The sequence below is a fragment of the Enorma phocaeensis genome, assembly GCF_900186505.1.
GTDB lineage: Bacteria > Actinomycetota > Coriobacteriia > Coriobacteriales > Coriobacteriaceae > Enorma > Enorma phocaeensis.
Genome location: NZ_LT891968.1, coordinates 499,558 through 515,399, shown reverse-complemented (window position 1 = coordinate 515,399; position 15,842 = coordinate 499,558). Strand labels below are relative to the sequence as shown.

13 protein-coding genes are annotated in these 15,842 nt (G+C 63.5%); 11 read left to right on the top strand and 2 right to left on the bottom strand.

What is annotated here, in order from left to right; all coding sequences use genetic code 11:
* Positions 1-88: 88 nt before the first annotated feature.
* The 6 genes from C1717_RS02685 (at position 89) to C1717_RS02660 (ending at position 7,333) form a co-directional block, all read left to right on the top strand.
* On the top strand, positions 89-1,189 hold the full coding sequence (locus C1717_RS02685; RefSeq protein WP_102371694.1) for a glycoside hydrolase family 5 protein: 1,101 nt from the start codon (positions 89-91) through the stop codon (positions 1,187-1,189).
* A gap of 5 nt (positions 1,190-1,194) precedes the next feature.
* Entirely contained in the window at positions 1,195-2,106 is a 912-nt protein-coding gene (gene rsmI, locus C1717_RS02680) for a 16S rRNA (cytidine(1402)-2'-O)-methyltransferase (protein ID WP_102371693.1), read from the top strand.
* Positions 2,107-2,357: 251 nt separating this feature from the next.
* Positions 2,358-3,983: a methionine--tRNA ligase gene (metG, locus tag C1717_RS02675; protein ID WP_102371692.1), complete on the top strand. Its 1,626-nt coding sequence runs from the start codon at positions 2,358-2,360 to the stop codon at positions 3,981-3,983.
* A gap of 3 nt (positions 3,984-3,986) precedes the next feature.
* Complete coding sequence (gene rsmA / locus C1717_RS02670; RefSeq protein ID WP_102371691.1) at positions 3,987-4,841, top strand: 16S rRNA (adenine(1518)-N(6)/adenine(1519)-N(6))-dimethyltransferase RsmA; 855 nt, start codon at positions 3,987-3,989, stop codon at positions 4,839-4,841.
* 239 nt (positions 4,842-5,080) lie between these two features.
* Positions 5,081-6,163: a TatD family hydrolase gene (locus tag C1717_RS02665; protein WP_102371690.1), complete on the top strand. Its 1,083-nt coding sequence runs from the start codon at positions 5,081-5,083 to the stop codon at positions 6,161-6,163.
* Positions 6,164-6,226: 63 nt separating this feature from the next.
* Positions 6,227-7,333: a PHP domain-containing protein gene (locus C1717_RS02660; RefSeq protein WP_102371689.1), complete on the top strand. Its 1,107-nt coding sequence runs from the start codon at positions 6,227-6,229 to the stop codon at positions 7,331-7,333.
* A gap of 112 nt (positions 7,334-7,445) precedes the next feature.
* Here the strand turns inward: C1717_RS02660 and C1717_RS02655 are convergent, their stop codons facing one another.
* On the bottom strand, positions 7,446-8,708 hold the full coding sequence (locus tag C1717_RS02655; RefSeq protein ID WP_102371688.1) for a D-alanyl-D-alanine carboxypeptidase family protein: 1,263 nt from the start codon (positions 8,706-8,708) through the stop codon (positions 7,446-7,448).
* Between the two features lie 276 nt (positions 8,709-8,984).
* On the opposite strand from C1717_RS02655, the gene C1717_RS02650 reads away from it, so the two are divergent.
* The 4 genes from C1717_RS02650 (at position 8,985) to C1717_RS02635 (ending at position 13,965) form a co-directional block, all read left to right on the top strand.
* Complete coding sequence (locus C1717_RS02650) at positions 8,985-9,683, top strand: response regulator transcription factor (RefSeq protein ID WP_102371687.1); 699 nt, start codon at positions 8,985-8,987, stop codon at positions 9,681-9,683.
* A gap of 255 nt (positions 9,684-9,938) precedes the next feature.
* Complete coding sequence (locus C1717_RS02645; RefSeq protein WP_245859370.1) at positions 9,939-11,516, top strand: sensor histidine kinase; 1,578 nt, start codon at positions 9,939-9,941, stop codon at positions 11,514-11,516.
* A 319-nt stretch (positions 11,517-11,835) separates the two neighbouring features.
* On the top strand, positions 11,836-12,528 hold the full coding sequence (locus C1717_RS02640; protein ID WP_102371772.1) for a response regulator transcription factor: 693 nt from the start codon (positions 11,836-11,838) through the stop codon (positions 12,526-12,528).
* Between the two features lie 15 nt (positions 12,529-12,543).
* Positions 12,544-13,965 carry a sensor histidine kinase gene (locus C1717_RS02635; protein ID WP_102371686.1) on the top strand — a complete coding sequence of 474 codons (1,422 nt, stop codon included), beginning with the start codon at positions 12,544-12,546 and terminating at the stop codon, positions 13,963-13,965.
* Positions 13,966-14,070: 105 nt separating this feature from the next.
* Here the strand turns inward: C1717_RS02635 and C1717_RS02630 are convergent, their stop codons facing one another.
* Complete coding sequence (locus C1717_RS02630) at positions 14,071-15,201, bottom strand: aminotransferase (RefSeq protein ID WP_102371685.1); 1,131 nt, start codon at positions 15,199-15,201, stop codon at positions 14,071-14,073.
* 130 nt (positions 15,202-15,331) lie between these two features.
* On the opposite strand from C1717_RS02630, the gene C1717_RS02625 reads away from it, so the two are divergent.
* Positions 15,332-15,688: a hypothetical protein gene (locus tag C1717_RS02625; protein WP_102371684.1), complete on the top strand. Its 357-nt coding sequence runs from the start codon at positions 15,332-15,334 to the stop codon at positions 15,686-15,688.
* Positions 15,689-15,842 lie beyond the last annotated feature (154 nt).

The following is a 15,842-nucleotide window of genomic DNA, read 5'->3' as shown; positions in this document are numbered from 1 at the left end:
CGGGTCAATGTGGTAGGGTACATAGCCTATACTCAGGTAACCATCGAGTGATTGCAACTGACGAGCGAGGCGTAGGGAGCGTGCGGGCATGAATAGGGATGCCAAGGTAGGACGAGTGAGAGGCGCAGCGGATCGCATCCGCGGCGTCAATCTGTCTGGATGGTTCATCCCCGAGCCGTGGGTCTCGCCATCGCTTTTCGCAGCGACGGGCGCTTCAAACGAAAGCGAGCTTCAGGTGGCGCTTGGCGCGGCTACGTACAGCGACCGCATTCGCGAGCACTATGAGACCTTTATCACCGAGGACGACTTCCGCCGCATGTCGGCGATTGGTCTGAACGCGGTGCGTTTGCCGGTGCCGTGGTACACCTTCGGCGCGCAGCAGGATTCCGAGGTCCATATCCCGGTGGTCGACTACATCGATCGTGCATTCGAATGGGCGCGCAAATACGATATGAAGGTCCTGCTCGACCTTGCCACGGTTCCCGGTGGCCAGGGGGATTCGAACGATTCCCGCAGCACGCCTGAGTCAACCGTCGATTGGCATTCTTCAACCAACGGCAGGCACATCGCGTTGAACGTGCTCGAGCGTCTTGCTGCGCGCTATGGTACGAACGCCAACCTCATGGGCATCGAGCTGCTCGACTCTCCCATCATGAGCGTCCGCAAGAACGTCTTCACTGTGACGGAGGGCATTCCGAGCCACTATCTCAGGAACTTCTACCGCGATGCCTACGGGTTGGTGCGCATGCACATGAACGAGGACAAGATGATCGTGTTCTCCGCTTCGGGCCACCCCAAGGCGTGGAAGCGCTTCATGAGCAGCTCTCGCTATAAGAACGTGTGCATGGACGTGCATCTTTACCACTATCGCGATGAGATGGCGCTCGACATCACCACGCCGCACGGGCTTTCGGCAGCGCTTGCACGCAACCGCCGCCTCATCCACGAGGCGCGTTCGGCCGGGTTCCCGGTCATCGTGGGCGAGTGGTCCGGAGCCGCGGTGTTCACCAACGTCTCCATCACGCCCGAGGGCCGTTCCGCCTATGAGCGCGTGTTCATCTCGAACCAGATGGCTTCGTTCGCCGAGGCACGCGGCTGGTTCTTCCAAACGTGGAAGACCGAGAAGCGCATCGCCGCTTGGGATGCGCGCGCGGCGCTCGGCACGCTCGAGCGCGCGATGCTCGATTAGGCGCCATGGGGGTCCAGCACGCAACAAGCGCCGGCCGCCTCATCGTGGTCGGTACGCCGATCGGCAATCTCGGTGACCTGTCGCCTCGCGCCATCGAGGCGTTTCGTCGCGCTGATGCGGTGTGCTGCGAGGATACTCGTGTGACGGGCAAGCTCCTCGCGCACGCCGGAGTGCAGAAACCGCTTGTGCGCTGCGACGAGAACGTGATTGCGGGCCGGGCCGCGGGCCTTGTTGAACGCATGACGGCGGGAGACACGCTGGCTTTCGCTTCAGATGCGGGCATGCCGGGCGTCTCGGATCCCGGGCAGGTGCTTGTCGACGCGGCGCGCGCGGCGGGTATCGCCGTCGAGGTCGTGCCGGGGCCGACCGCTTGCATCACCGCGCTCGTGGCGTCGGGCATTCCGTGCGAGCATTTCTTCTTCGAGGGGTTTCTGCCGCGCAAGGCGGGCGAGCGCGCGCGGCGCTTGGCTCAGTTGGCCGCTGTACCGGGAGCGCTTCTTTTCTACGAGTCCCCGCACCGTGTGACGGCGACGGTCGCATCGCTCGCCGAGGCATACCCTTCGCGTGAGGTGGCGCTGTGCCGCGAGCTCACCAAGCTGCACGAAGAGGTGATCCGCGGCACGGCGGCAGAAGTGCTCGAGGAGCTTGAGACCCGTGACGAGGTTCGAGGCGAGATCGTGCTCGTGGTCGCGCCGCCTACAGCGGGCGAGCTCGCCGAGCTGGCGGTTCTCATGCCGGGCGCTGCGGGAGCTCCAGGGGCGGGCGTTTCCGACCTGGATGCGGCGCTCCGTGCAGACATAGAGCGCGCGCTGGCAGACGGTGAGTCGGCATCCTCGATCGCAAAGCGGCTTTCACAACGCTACTCGCGCCGCCGCCGCGAGGTCTACGCTATGGTGGTCGAGCTTCAGGCTGAGTGACCATCTCGGGACGGCGCGCTCGGTTCGGTCCAAGGGGTCGTACGCTTCATCAAGGGGGCATGCGCTTCACAATGATCGTGAGCGAGCGGTGATTGCGCCGCATTGCCCCGTTTTTGTAGGGGGAAGCGGAGGCTCGTTGCGCGCATCGCACTTGATTGGTCTGCACTTGCCAAGGGAAGCGCGGCATACATCGGGGTTCATGCGATAGAATGGGAGGTCGAGTGCAACAACCACCGGAGGGGATCTCAAGCATGGAGCACACGAAGCCTTCGTACTACATCACCACGCCCATCTACTACGTGAACGCCAAGCCCCATCTGGGGACTGCCTATTGCACGGTCCTCGCCGACGTGCAGGCGCGGTTCCGTCGTTCGTGCGGCTATGACGTGAAGTTCCTCACCGGCATGGACGAGCACGGCGAGAAGGTGGCAGAAGCTGCCGAGAAGAACGGCTTCGAATCTCCGCAGGCATGGTGCGACTCCATGGAGCCTGCCTTCACGGACCTGTGGCGCGAGCTCGAGATCTCGAACGACGACTTCATCCGCACCACCCAGCCGCGCCATACTGCCGGCGTGCAGAAGTTCCTCAAGGAGCTCCTCGACCGCGGCTACATCTACACGGATGCCTATGACGGTTGGTATTGCCGTCCGGACGAGACCTACTTCACCGAGACGCAGGTACGTCATCACGAGGAGGAGCGCGTCGCTGCCGGCGAGGCGCCCGCCGACCCCGAGCACCCGCTTTGCCCTGATTGCGATCGCCCGCTCGAGCGCATTCAAGAGGAGAGCTGGTTCTTCAAGCTCTCTGCATTCGAGCAGCCGCTGCTCGACTTCTACGAGGCGCACCCCGACTTCATCCAGCCTGAGACCCGCCGGAACGAGGTGATTTCCTTCGTGAAGGGTGGCCTCAAGGACCTCTCCATCAGCCGCTCGACCTTCGATTGGGGCGTGCCGTTCCCGTTTGACGAGAGACACGTCGCCTATGTGTGGGTCGACGCCCTCATCAACTATCTTTCTGCCGTGGGCTACGGCGCCGAGGGTGAAGAGGCGGCCCAAACGCTCGCCTTCCGCTGGCCCGCCCAGGTGCACGTAGTGGGCAAGGACATCATCCGCTTCCACTGCGTTATCTGGCCGGCGCTGCTCATGGCGGCTGGCCTGCCGCTGCCCGAGAAGGTCTTCGTGCATGGCTTCCTCACCGTTCGCAACGAGGAGACCGGTAAGATCGAGAAGATGAGCAAGAGCCGCGGTAACGTGATCGCGCCGCAGGAGGTTGTCGACCTGCTCGGGGTCGACGCGTACCGCTACTACTTCATGACCGACGTGGTGCACGGTGCGGATTCACCCATCAGCTGGGGCCGCATGCGCCAGGTGTACAACGCCGATCTCGCCAACAGCTGGGGTAACCTCGTGTCGCGCACGCTCAACATGAGCGCCAAGTATTTCGACGGCTGCGCGCCCGTGCGCCCTGCGGACTTCGAGCGCGCCACGGCGCTGCACGATGCGTGCGCAGGTGTGTTCGAGCGCTATGCCGCGCGCATGGAGGCCATGGACTTTGGCGGGGCTGTGAGCGAGGTGCTCGGCATCGTCTCCGCGGCGAACCATTACATCGAGGACAAGGCTCCTTGGGCGCTCGCGAAGGATCCCGCGCAGTCCGACGAGCTCGCGCATGTGATCTGGAGCCTGCTCGAGGTCATCCGTATCGCCACCGAGCTCTACGATCCCTTCATGCCGAGTATCTCCGCGGAGGTACGTCGCCGGCTCTCGCTGGATACGGCGCCGACGGCGGACCTTGCCGCCGCTTGCGCGTGGGGAGGGCTCGAAGGCGGCGCGCCGGTCGAGAAGGGCCAGCCGCTCTTCCCGCGTCTGACGGACGAATAGGCCATGACGACATCCCCGCTGGCGAACCTTACCGCGACGCGCGCTCTGCTCGAGGAGTTCGGGCTCGCGACCAAGCATCGCTTGGGCCAGAACTTCTTGGTGGACAACCATGTTATCGAGCGCATTTGCGCCCAGTCTGAGCTTACCGGCACGGAGCGCGTGCTCGAAGTGGGGCCGGGCATCGGCACGCTCACGCTCGCGCTCGTGCAGGAGGCGGCGCATGTCGCCTCCATCGAGATGGACGCAGAGCTCGAGCCGGTGCTTGCCGAGCATGCCGCCGAGCACGCCAACTTCTCCTACGTGATGGGTGACGCGCTTAAGGTGCCCTACGAGCGGATCGTGGAGGCTTTGGGCGGCGAACCGGAGCTGCTCGTCGCGAACCTGCCGTACAACGTTGCCGCGACGATCATTTTGTCATTCTTCGATCGGATGCCCTCGATTCGGCGGGCGGTCGTCATGGTGCAGAAGGAGGTCGCGGACCGCATCGGGGCCGTGCCTAGCACTAAGGAATACGGGGCTTACACGGTGAAGCTTGCGCTGCATGGGCGGGTAACGGGCCGCTTCGAGGTGCCGCCGCGCTGCTTCATGCCGGCTCCGCACGTGGACTCTGCCGTGGTTCGCATCGATCGCTACGATGAGCCGCTTGTCGCGGATGCGCAGTTTGCCCAGGTAGCGCGTGTGGTAGAGGCTGCGTTCGCGCAGCGCCGCAAGACGATTCGCAATTCGATGTCCGCTAACGGGTTCGGAAAGGATGAGCTAGACGCCGCATTCGCTGCAACGGGGATCGCGCCAGCGGCGCGCGCAGAGACCCTTTCCGTGGAGGACTTCATCCGACTTGCCGAGGTGCTAGCGGACTGAGGGGCGCTGCCCCCCACGTGCAGAGACGAATGCGCTGGTAGAATGAGTGCCATGCAAGAGGCTATTTTGGAGTTTCGCAATTAACCACCGCCAAGAGGGACGAACTTTTATCGATGCGGTTATTTTCGCTGATCGTCCTCGATTGGCGCTACGGAAAGCTGCGACGTCGCTCGCGCGGCGCGCATTGGGGCATGCTGGTGGGGTGCGAGGTTGGCTGAGGCGGGCAGGAGGCTTGCGATATGGAAACGGATCCAGTGGACGGGAAGTCTTCGCAGCATGCCTGCTTGGACGATTCCCTTGCGCTTGTATACAGAAAAAAGAAGAAATCCAAGGTGACGACCTATATTCCACCGCTGATATCGGCGCCTGTTGCCGACACCCATGCACACCTCACCTGCTTCTGGAGCAAAGATCCCGCCGAAGCGGTTGCCCGCGCGGCGCTCGCGGGCATCGAGCGGCTCGTGACGCTGTATGATCCGGTTGGCGATAAGCTCGAGCCGGCGGAGTTCCGGATGCAGCTCGATAGCGTGCTCGCTTCTGCGCGTGAGATGCTCGTCGTAGCATGTGGCGCTGGGGAATTGGCGGATATGCGGGCGGTGCCAGCGGGTGCTCGTGATGGTGCGCCGCACCAAGCCATGCCGCCGAAGGCTGCGCTCACACTGCCCGACAAGGTACGTTATCTGGTGGGTGTTCACCCTTACGGTGCGCCGGCTTACGATGACGCGGTTCATGCCCGTCTCCAGACGGCGTTGCAGGATCCTCGGTGCATCGGTATCGGCGAGATCGGGCTCGATTACCATTTCGATGCGGACGATCAGATTGAGGCGGCCCCGCATGATGTTCAGATCGCATGCATGGAGCGCCAACTCGCCCTTGCGATGGAGCGAGGACTGCCCGTTGAACTCCATCTGCGCAACGACGCCGGCGACAGTGAGCGCGAGGCCCATGCAGATGCCTATCGGGTCCTGCGCGAGGTGGGCGTTCCCGCCGCGGGATGCGTACTGCATTGCTTTACCGAGGACCGTCCCACGATGGAACGTTTCGTGGAGCTGGGCTGCTACATCGCCTTTGGAGGCGCGGCGACCTTCAAGCGCAACGAGCCCATCCGCGAGGCCTTCGCCGCCTGTCCGGCGGACCGTATCCTCTTCGAGACAGATTGTCCCTACATGGCACCCGATCCCATTCGCGGTCTCGAGTGCGAGCCGGCGATGATTGCGTTCACGGTGGACGCGCTCAGCCGCGATCGCGCCGCCCGCACGGGCGAGGAGCCTGCAGCTGTCGCGCGTGCCGCGTGGGACAACGCCGTCCGTCTTTTCGGCTGAGAGGCGCGCTCGCATCCTTCCTGCCTGCTACCATGGGAGCAAGATTCGTTTCGGGGAGGCGCGATGGCTAAGAAGGTCAAGGGCAAGAGCGGTGCGCGTGATGACGAGGCTCGCATCAAGCAGAGCAAGAAGGAGTCGCGCGCGCGTGCAAAGGCCGCAGAGAAGGTGCGCCGCAAGGCAGAGCGCAAGGCCGCCAAGGCAATACAACTTGCTGCCGAGGAGACGGCGCAGAAGCTCGTCCAGTGCGCGCGGGCTTCTGCGGAAAGCATTTCCCGGATCAAGGCATCCCGTTCGGTCGAGGGCGCGTGGGACCTGCATTCCCATTCCGTCTTTTCCGACGGCTCCAAGACCGTCGACGAACTAATTGCCGAAGCGCGCGCCGCCGGGCTCGCGCGAATCGCCATTACCGACCACGATACCTTGGCGCAGCTCTCGTATGTACGCGAGCGTTCGCGTGAGCTGGGTTTTCCCGTGTTGGCGGGGACCGAGGTTTCGGCACACAATCCTGCAACCGGCCGCAAGGTGCACATCCTGGCCTTCGGTCTCGAGGCCACGCCGGATGGCTCCGGGCCGCTCGAGCGCTTAGTTGCCCAGACGCTGTTCGACCGTACGGCGAACTCCCTATGGCAGGCTTGGGTGCTGAAGTGCGCGGGCGCGGAGTTCTCGGGTCACACCGTCTCGCTCGATGAGGTCGTTGCTGTTGCGGGCGAGAGCAAGGGCGTCTACAAGCAGCACATTATGGAAGCCCTCACGCGCCGGCCGCAGACCGATCGTGATTACCGCTTCTGCTACCAGTGCCTTTTCAAGGGCGACGGGGTGGCGGCCCACGACATCGCCTCGCCGGTGGCTGCAGGCGCCGTGCGGGCGGTCCGTGAGCAGGGCGGCGTGCCCGTGCTGGCGCATCCCGGCCAGATGGACTCGTGGGACGCTGTGCCGGAGCTGGTCGAAGCCGGCCTCATGGGTATCGAGGCCTTCCATCCGGACCATGGTCCACAGGACACGGCGCGTGCGTTCGAGCTTGCCGGCCGCTTTGGCCTGTTCGTGACCGGCGGAAGCGATTACCACGGGAAGTACGGCGATTCGCCCGCGATGGGTACGTGCTTCGTTATGCCAGACGAAGCAGGGGAGCGCGTCGAGGAGCTGTTCCGCATCGAGAAGGGGCTTCGCTAGGGTCCCGCTTCCGCGCCGTTTCGTGCAGTTCCTAGGCGCGGCGGATTAGCCGGCTCGTCTAGCATGATTGGCGTGCGAAGACCCCGCGAGTCCGCCCTGTGCCGTGTCCGCCCTACACTTCGGGTACGGTGGCGAAGATCTCGCTCGGCGCGGTGGCGGGTTCGCCGGTGAAGAGGCGCACGAATCGATCGAGCTGGATCAGGCCCCACTCGAGCAGACTCGGCGCCTGGATGCTTTCGGCTGTGACAAGGTCGATCGTGGCTAGGGTCTCATCCCCTTGGATGAGGGTGAGCGTGCCCGCCTCCGCGCCGAGCTCGACATCCCCGTCGAACGTTTCTAGCTCTACATCAAGAGCGAGATCACCTTCCAGGTCGAAGAAGCGCACGGTTGCTTCTGGATCGTCTGCTACGATGTCGATCGTCTTATCGGTCCAGTCGACGGCGGAGGCGCGGGCGACGAGCAGCTCGCCTTCTGCCGTGGTGCGCTCGCTGTTCAAGACGGGCGCGGTATGCATGTGGGCGTAGTACCAGTTGGCGAGGGCGAGCGTATCCGCCCAGCGGATGTCGCTGTCTTCGCAACCGAGTACGACGGTGTAGATCTCGTCTCCATCGCGCGAGAACGCCCCGACGAAGCACGAGAGCGCCTCGTAGGTGCCTCCGGTCTTGCCTCCGATGTTTCCCTGCTGCCCCAGGATCTCGTTGCGTTCAAGCAGCTCGATCTGGCGCTCGGCGCCGTCCGAGCCGGTGACGGTGATCACGTTGTCGGTGCTCGCCGAGATCTCGCGGAAGTCGTCGTTTTGCATGGCGTGGGCGAACATGGTTGCCACATCGCGCGCCGAGGCGTGCATCGCGTCGTTTTCCCATGCGCCGAAATCGAGGCCGTGCGGGTTGGTGAAGACCGCTCCCATGCCCAGCTCAGCGGCCTTGTCGTTCATCGCCTGGATGAAGGTGGCATACGGATCTGCGCTGGCGGGGTCGATGATCGCCCCGATCGAGCGCGCGATAGCCATCGCCGCGTCGTTGCCCGAGGGCATGAGCAGGGCCTTGAGCGCGGTCCCGAGCGTCAGCGTGTCGCCTTCGCGCAGGTGCGCGGTTGATTCGCCCACCGTGGCGGCGGCGTGGTCGACGGTGATCACGGTATCGAGGCTCGCGTGCTCGAGCGCGACGATCGCCGTCATGACCTTCGTGGTCGAGGCGATTTTCACCTGCGCATCGGCGTCGCGTTCGAAGTAGACCTCGCCGTCGCTGCGCACGACGATGGCGTTGCGCGCGGAGATGTCGGGCAGGTCCTCGGCGGCAAGGCCGCGTTCATCGGCGGTTTGCGAGCAGACGACATCCGAGCCGAGCGTCTCGGCCGTGGCGGGCGCAGGCGGCATGAGTGTCGCTGTCAAGGCTAATGATGCAATAAGGATGAGCCGCACCGCGCTCCGTGCAGCGCGATGGGAAAGCGTGGGGCTGGTGGGCACAGGGTACCTCCAGGTGCGATGGTGGTGCGATTTGGATGGTGGATACCTGAGCAGATTATAGCGTGCGGCCGTGCGGACGGGGGCGGCCGCCATACGCCAACCAATAGTGAACTCTTCCTTAATACGAGCTGAATGAATAGTGAGCAGCTGTATCGCGGGCATAATGAAACGGGGAAAGGAGCACATGTGGAGCCTCGTATCCTCGTCGTCGACGACGAGAAGACCATAGCCGACCTGGTTGGCATTTACCTGCGCAACGAGGGTTACGATGTCACGCTTGCCTACAACGGAGCGGACGCCGCCCGCGCGATTCTCGGCCAGACATTCGACCTTGCGGTACTCGACATCATGCTGCCTGACATCGACGGGTTCGAGCTGCTGAGCACCATTCGCGCCGAGCATACCTATCCCGTGATCATGCTCACCGCGCGCGATTCGCAGACAGACAAGATCGAAGGCCTGAGCCTCGGCGCCGACGACTACGTGGTCAAGCCCTTCCGCCCGCTTGAGCTTGTTGCCCGCGTGAAGGCCCAGCTGCGTCGTTATACCAGCTACGGGAGTCGCGAGAAAGAGGATGGTCCCTCGATCATCTCAATCAAGGGGCTCGAGATCAACCCAGATGCGCATTCCGTGACGGTCGATGGCAAGCCGGTGCGCTGCACGCCGCTCGAGTATTCCATCTTGCTGTACCTCGCCGAGAACCAAGGACGCGTGGTGCCGGTGGAGGACCTGTTCCGTGCGGTGTGGAACGAGGAGTTCATGGCGAGTTCCAACAACACCGTGATGGTGCACATCCGTCACCTGCGCGAGAAGATCGGCGACGACGCGGCGAATCCGCGCTTCATCAAGAACATCTGGGGCGTGGGGTACACGATCGAGGGGTAGGACGACGTCTGCGAGGATGCGGACGGTTATCGCGTATAGGTCGCGGGGGCAGTCGCCGCAACCCCATACGAAGCTTTGGGACGAACCCTGCTGTCGGCACGTATGCACGACGACGGGAGCGGGCGATGCTCGCCATCTCGCAACTTTAAGTTTTTCTTCCCTGTTATGTCGGGTAATTCGTTCCCTATACTTTAAGCAAATGGAACGTTTTGAGAACGCTTGGCGTACGCGCTGGGCGCATGGGGAGCGACGAGCGTGAAGATCGATGATGTTGCGGGAAGGCGCGCACAGCATGCACCGGTGAATCCGTACACGGGCTTGCCGCATGTTCCGGGCGAGCCGCCGGTGCCTCAGCAAGGTGCTGCGCAAGCGGGGCATGCCTCGTATGGTGGGCAAGCGGGTGTGACGGGTGCAAATGGCCCTGCGAGCGCGCCGTGTTCTCCGCAGGGCAGCACGCCCCCGGCATCCTCGGCCGCTCCCGACCCCGCCGCTTGCGGCGCCTCTGCCGCCTCGTCCGCTGCAGGCGGCGCTCCTGGCTTCACCGCTTCGCCTGGCATGGCTTCCCCATCCGGCCCCGCCTCCGTACCCACCTATCCTGCCGCGCCGTTCGTCACTCCAATCGCCCAGCAGGGCAACGATGCTCTTGTCGAGCGCTTGCGCTCGCTCGCCGACAGCCGTGTTGCCTCGACGATCGTGCTCGTGCTGCTGCTTCTGGTCATCGTTGGCCTCGACAACCTCATCGTGTTCCTTGCGCTTCTCTTTGCAGGGTTCTTGCTGATCGATCGTTTCATGAATGTCCGCCGCTGCGTGGTGCTCGGCGGCGTCTCGTGGCTCGCGGTCGTTCTATTAGGCGAGTTCATCAACCAGAGCGTCGCCGGCCGCGTGTTCGTGGAGCTCGATTACCTCTTCATGTTCTGCGGCTTCCTCTTTGGCGTCGCGGTGTGTGCTTCCTTCTTTGCCGGACGCGCGATGTACAAGCTGGGTTATGAGCGCGGGCAAGAGCGGGCAGACGACGCTATCGCCGAGCATATCGTGGGGCGCCTCATCGATCATCCCGACGATTGGACCCAGCTGGACGGGGATTTCCTGGAGGTCGAAAGCGCCATCAACCGGGTGCGCGAGCGTCAGCGCCTGGCGCGGCAGGCCCTGCGCGACGAGGCGCGCCGCAAGGACGACCTCGTGACCTACCTTGCGCACGATCTCAAGACGCCCCTCGCGAGCGTGGTGGGCTACCTCTCGCTTCTGGACGAGGCGCCGGACCTCCCTACCGAGCAGCGCGCTCGTTTCCTGGGCATCGCGCTCGACAAGGCGCACCGACTCGATGCGCTCATCGAAGAGTTCTTCGACATCACGCGTTTCGACTTCCATGACATCGTCTTGACGCGGGGATACGTTGACCTCAAGTTCATGCTCGAGCAGGTGGCTGATGAGTTCTACCCGGCGCTCGAAGAGCAGCAGAAGCGCGCCGACATCGAGGTTCCCGACGGACTCACCGCGCTTATCGACGGCGATAAGATGGCGCGCGTGTTCAATAACGTCATGAAGAACGCCATCGCCTACAGCTACGAGGGGTCCACCATCACCGTTTCCGCCGAGCGCAACGAGCAGACCATCGTCATCCGATTCGAGAACCACGGCGACCCCATCCCTGCTCCGAAGTTGCAGGTGATCTTTGAGAAGTTCTATAGGCTCGATGCCGCTCGAGCGACGGACCGTGGCGGAGCGGGGCTGGGACTTGCCATCGCAAAGGAAATCGTGGCTGCGCATGGCGGCACCATCGATTGCGCCTCGTCTCCTGAGCGCACGGTCTTCACCATCGTCATCCCCGCGTAGAGGTCCGTGTGCCCCGCCGTGGCGCAGCGGCTTGGTGCGGCGGCTTTGCGGCTCGATGCGATCGCAGGGCTTCCCGTGGAGACCTCTTGCCGCCTGCGGAAACCATTCGGTAGCAAAGATGACGGGTGCAAACGGCGGCTTTACATCGCCTTGACAAAGTCCTTTCGCCTTATTGAACCTTGACGCGTACTATAGAAGCGGCATATTGGAATCAAGGGGATGCGCCACCGCCGGGCCCCTGCCCAGGTTCTCAAGGTGCCCGGTGTATGATGGGGTGCATCCAAGCGATGCCGGCATCCTGGTTGGAGTGAAACAAGCCGTGATCTACTACGTCGAAGATGACGACAACATCCGCGGGCTCACGCTCTACGCTCTGCACCAGCAGGGCATCGAGGCCGAGGGTTTTTCGTGCGATAGCGAGTTCAAGGCCGCTGTGGCGCGCCGCGTGCCCGATGCCGTCCTGCTCGACATCATGCTGCCGGACACCGACGGCTTGGAGATCCTTCGCCGCCTGCGTGCCGACCAAGAGACCGCCACGGTGCCCATCATGATGCTCACCGCCAAGGATACCGAGCTCGATAAGGTCGTAGCGCTCGACGGCGGCGCAGACGACTATCTCACCAAGCCGTTCAGCCTGATGGAGCTTACCAGCCGTTGCCGTGCGCTCCTACGTCGCGGCGGCATGACCAAAAAGACGAGCGACATCCTCTCCTACGGCGGCATCGTGCTGTCGCCGAGCCATCGCGAGGTGACGGTCGACGGCAAGCCCGTCAAGCTCACTCTGCGCGAATTCGACCTGCTCGAGTACCTTATGCGCAAGCCTGGCGTGGTTTTTAGCCGAGAAGCGCTGCTCCAGAGCGTATGGGGCTGGGACTTCGACGGCGGCTCGCGCACCGTGGACGTGCACGTGCAGACGCTCCGTCAGAAGCTCGGCGACCGTTCGGGATGCATCGAGACGGTCCGCGGCGTGGGCTATCGCTTCGCCGACCGAGCCGCTGAGTCGCACGAATAGCCTCGGGTCCTGCCCATGAGTCCCATCGGGAATAAGCGGTCGCTGTTCAGGCGCGTGTTCGGGACCATCTTCGCGGTCGCGCTCGCGGTCGTCGTGGTCCTTACGGTCGCCGGTACGGCGTACCTGCAACGAAACCTCGCCGATGTGACTCGCTTCGAGCTCCACGACGAGGCCGTGACGTTGGCCACTGCGCTCGACCAGACCGATGACGACATAGCGACGATCGAGAGCCTCTCGCTCGAGGGAAAGCGCGTCACGCTCGTCGCGGCTGACGGCACCGTGCTCTATGACAGCGAGGAGCCTGCTGAGGGAATGGAAAACCATGCCCGGCGCCCCGAAATCGCTGCGGCGCTTGCAGATGGCGCCGGTACGTCCGAGCGTTCGAGCTCCACACTCGGCGAGGTCATGCTCTACCAGGCGGTGCGTCTGGATAACGGTATGGTGGTGCGCCTCGCCCAAGAGCAGGATGGATTCCTTGCCGTGCTCGTGTCGCTCGCCGTGCCCTTCATCATGCTGGCGATCGCGGTGCTTTGCCTGTCGTTCATCGCCGCGCGTCACTTCGCCGCCACGATCATCGCGCCGCTCCAAGAGGTCGACCTCGACCATCCCCGTAGGAATAACGATGCCGTTTACTCAGAGATGATGCCTATGTTGGACCGTATTGAGAGCCAGCGGCAGGAGCTCAAGCAGCAGATGCGCGCGCTGGCCGACAACGACCGCATGCGCCGTGAGTTCACTGCCAACATCACGCATGAGCTCAAGACGCCGCTCACCACGATCTCTGGCTACGCCGAGCTCATCGCCGGCGGCATGGTGGCAGATGAGGCCGACCTGCGTGACTTCGGCGGGCGCATCCACAAGGAGGCAGGCCGCCTGACCTCGCTCGTAAACGATATCCTCACGCTCTCCAACCTCGACGAGGCCGAGCGCTCCGAACTGGATGGTTCGGCTTCGGTCCTGGGGTCGGTCGAGCCGGTCGACCTGCCACGCATGCTCGAGTCTATCCAGCAGCGATTGGAGCAGATGGCCTCGCGAGCGGAAGTGACCATCATCCTGGATATCCAGCCTGCGATGGTGCTCGGCGTGCCGCGCCTGATCGACGAGCTCGCCTACAACCTGGCGAGCAATGGCATCCGTTACAACCTGCCCCAGGGCACGGTCACGCTCAGATGCGGAATCGACGTCGAGGGCCACCCTTACATCCAGGTGGTTGATACGGGAATCGGTATCGCGCCGGAGGAGCAGCCCAAGGTGTTCGAACGCTTCTATCGCGTGGACAAGAGCCGCAGCAAGGCGCGCGGCGGCACGGGGTTGGGGCTCGCTATCGTAAAGCACGCGGCTGTGTTCCACAACGCGACCATCGACCTGGCGAGCGAGCTTGGCATGGGCACCTGCATCACCGTGACCTTTCCCGTCCAGGACCTGCCCGAGATGTAGCAGGTTCCCGGCATGGCGAAACCGGCCCCAGCGCTACCGCGCCGAGGCCGGTGCGATGCCCTTCGCGGTCAGTGCGATGGGCGCCATATGCCGACGTCTCGCCCGCTACTCCAGGGTGCGCATATATTCTGAGATGGCGGCGAGTCCGCGCTTCAGGTCCGCGACGTTGTCGGAGTACGCGTAGCCGATGCGCATGCTCTTGGGCTCCTCGAAGCAATCGCCCGGGGTGACGAGCGCGCCGGAGACCTTGATCATGTCGGTGCAGAAGGTATACGAGTCGATGTCGTAGTCGTAGTAGACCAATGCCGTGGTACCCGCCTCCGGCTTTACGAACGAGAGATGCGGCTCGGCGTTGACCCACTCCTCGAGTGCGGCGAGGTTCTGGCGCACGATGCGGCGGCTGCGCTCCAAGATCTTGTCGGCGTGCCCGAGCGCGAGCGCGGCGACCGCCTCGTCGAACATGCCGCACGAGATGAGGTTGTAATCACGATGCGAGAGCAGGTCATGACGGAGCTCGGGGCTCTTGGTGATGCACCAACCCAGGCGGATGCCGGCGAGCGACCACACCTTGGACATCGATGAGGTCACGACAGCTTTGTCATAGAGATCGATGGCGGACTCGGGGTAGACGTCCTCCTGCGTGAGCAGGCGGTACACCTCGTCGCAGACGAGCCAGGCATCGTGCTTGCGCGCGGTTTCGACGATGGCCTCGAGTTCCTCTGTGCTGAGCAGGGCGCCGGTGGGGTTGTCGGGGTTGTTGATGCAGATCGCCTTCGTCTCGTCGGTCACGAGGGCCTCGAGCTCGGCGATGTCCACGTGGTAGTGCTTGGCGGGATCGAGATGCAGGATGTCGACCTTGGCGCCGCACATCTCGGGGATGGAGTAGAGCTGCTGGTAGGTTGGCATGATCGAGACCACGTGGTCACCGGGGCCGACGAGCGTGGTGAGTACGAGCGAGTTGGCGCCCGCCGCTCCGTGGGTGGGGATGATGTGCTCGGGTTTAACCGTGCGGTAGAGCTTGCTGACCCCTTCGAGGAAGGCCGGCGATCCCTCGATGTCACCGTAGGTGAAGCGGCGGCTCGAGATCTTTCCGTAGAACTCTTGGGGATCCGTGCCGGTGAGCTCGAAGAGCTCATCGAGGCTGAGCGAGTAGACGCAGGTCTCTGCCACGTTGTGCGTGCACTTGGTCTCCCAAGCATTCATCCACTGCTCGACACCGAAATCCTTGATCTTCATGGTTGTTCTCCTGTCTGCATTCGCGGTCGGTCGATATGCCGCCCTATGCGGCGAGGCCGCGCCTGGCAGCTCGCCGAGGCACGGCCGTTCCTACAGCTCTATCCTATAATTCGACGTACGTGCCGATTCCCTGCGTGCGGGCGCGCTCGCGAACGTCCCCGCCGCGATCTTCTCCGTTGGATCGACCGCCCTGTACCTGCTGCTATCCTTCGTGATTCCCTCGAGCTCCGGTATGGCCACCGTGTCCATGCCCATCATGGGGCCGCTGGCCATCCAGCTTGGCCTTGCGCCCGAGGTCATGATCCTCATCTACGTCGTTGCTCACGGTCTGATCCTGCTCTTCACGCCAACGTTTGGCGTCTTGCTGGCCGGCCTTGCGATCTCCAAGATCGAGTACACCACGTTCGTGAAGTTCATCATGCCCTATGTGGTCGGTCTCGGCGTGGTGCTCACCGCATTTCTCACCGTCGCTATGGTTGTGCTGTAGGTCCGGTGACGCGGATAGCTGCAGCTGGTTGCGGAGCGCACGCCGCGCTTGCGCTCATCCCCCCGCTCCAGCAACCATAGACACTTGTTGTGATGCCCTCGGCGGCTTTGCTGCCGGGGGCATCCTGCGTTTCGGCTGATTCGCTTCTCGCGGG

Coding starts and splice junctions, on each gene's coding strand:
- C1717_RS02685 (WP_102371694.1), top strand. CDS start 89: ATGAATAGGGATGCCAAGGTAGGACGAGTGAGAGGCGCAGCGGATCGC.
- metG (WP_102371692.1), top strand. CDS start 2,358: ATGGAGCACACGAAGCCTTCGTACTACATCACCACGCCCATCTACTAC.
- C1717_RS02630 (WP_102371685.1), bottom strand. CDS start 15,201: ATGAAGATCAAGGATTTCGGTGTCGAGCAGTGGATGAATGCTTGGGAG.
- rsmA (WP_102371691.1), top strand. CDS start 3,987: ATGACGACATCCCCGCTGGCGAACCTTACCGCGACGCGCGCTCTGCTC.
- rsmI (WP_102371693.1), top strand. CDS start 1,195: ATGGGGGTCCAGCACGCAACAAGCGCCGGCCGCCTCATCGTGGTCGGT.
- C1717_RS02635 (WP_102371686.1), top strand. CDS start 12,544: ATGAGTCCCATCGGGAATAAGCGGTCGCTGTTCAGGCGCGTGTTCGGG.
- C1717_RS02655 (WP_102371688.1), bottom strand. CDS start 8,708: ATGCCGCCTGCGCCCGCCACGGCCGAGACGCTCGGCTCGGATGTCGTC.
- C1717_RS02665 (WP_102371690.1), top strand. CDS start 5,081: ATGGAAACGGATCCAGTGGACGGGAAGTCTTCGCAGCATGCCTGCTTG.
- C1717_RS02660 (WP_102371689.1), top strand. CDS start 6,227: ATGGCTAAGAAGGTCAAGGGCAAGAGCGGTGCGCGTGATGACGAGGCT.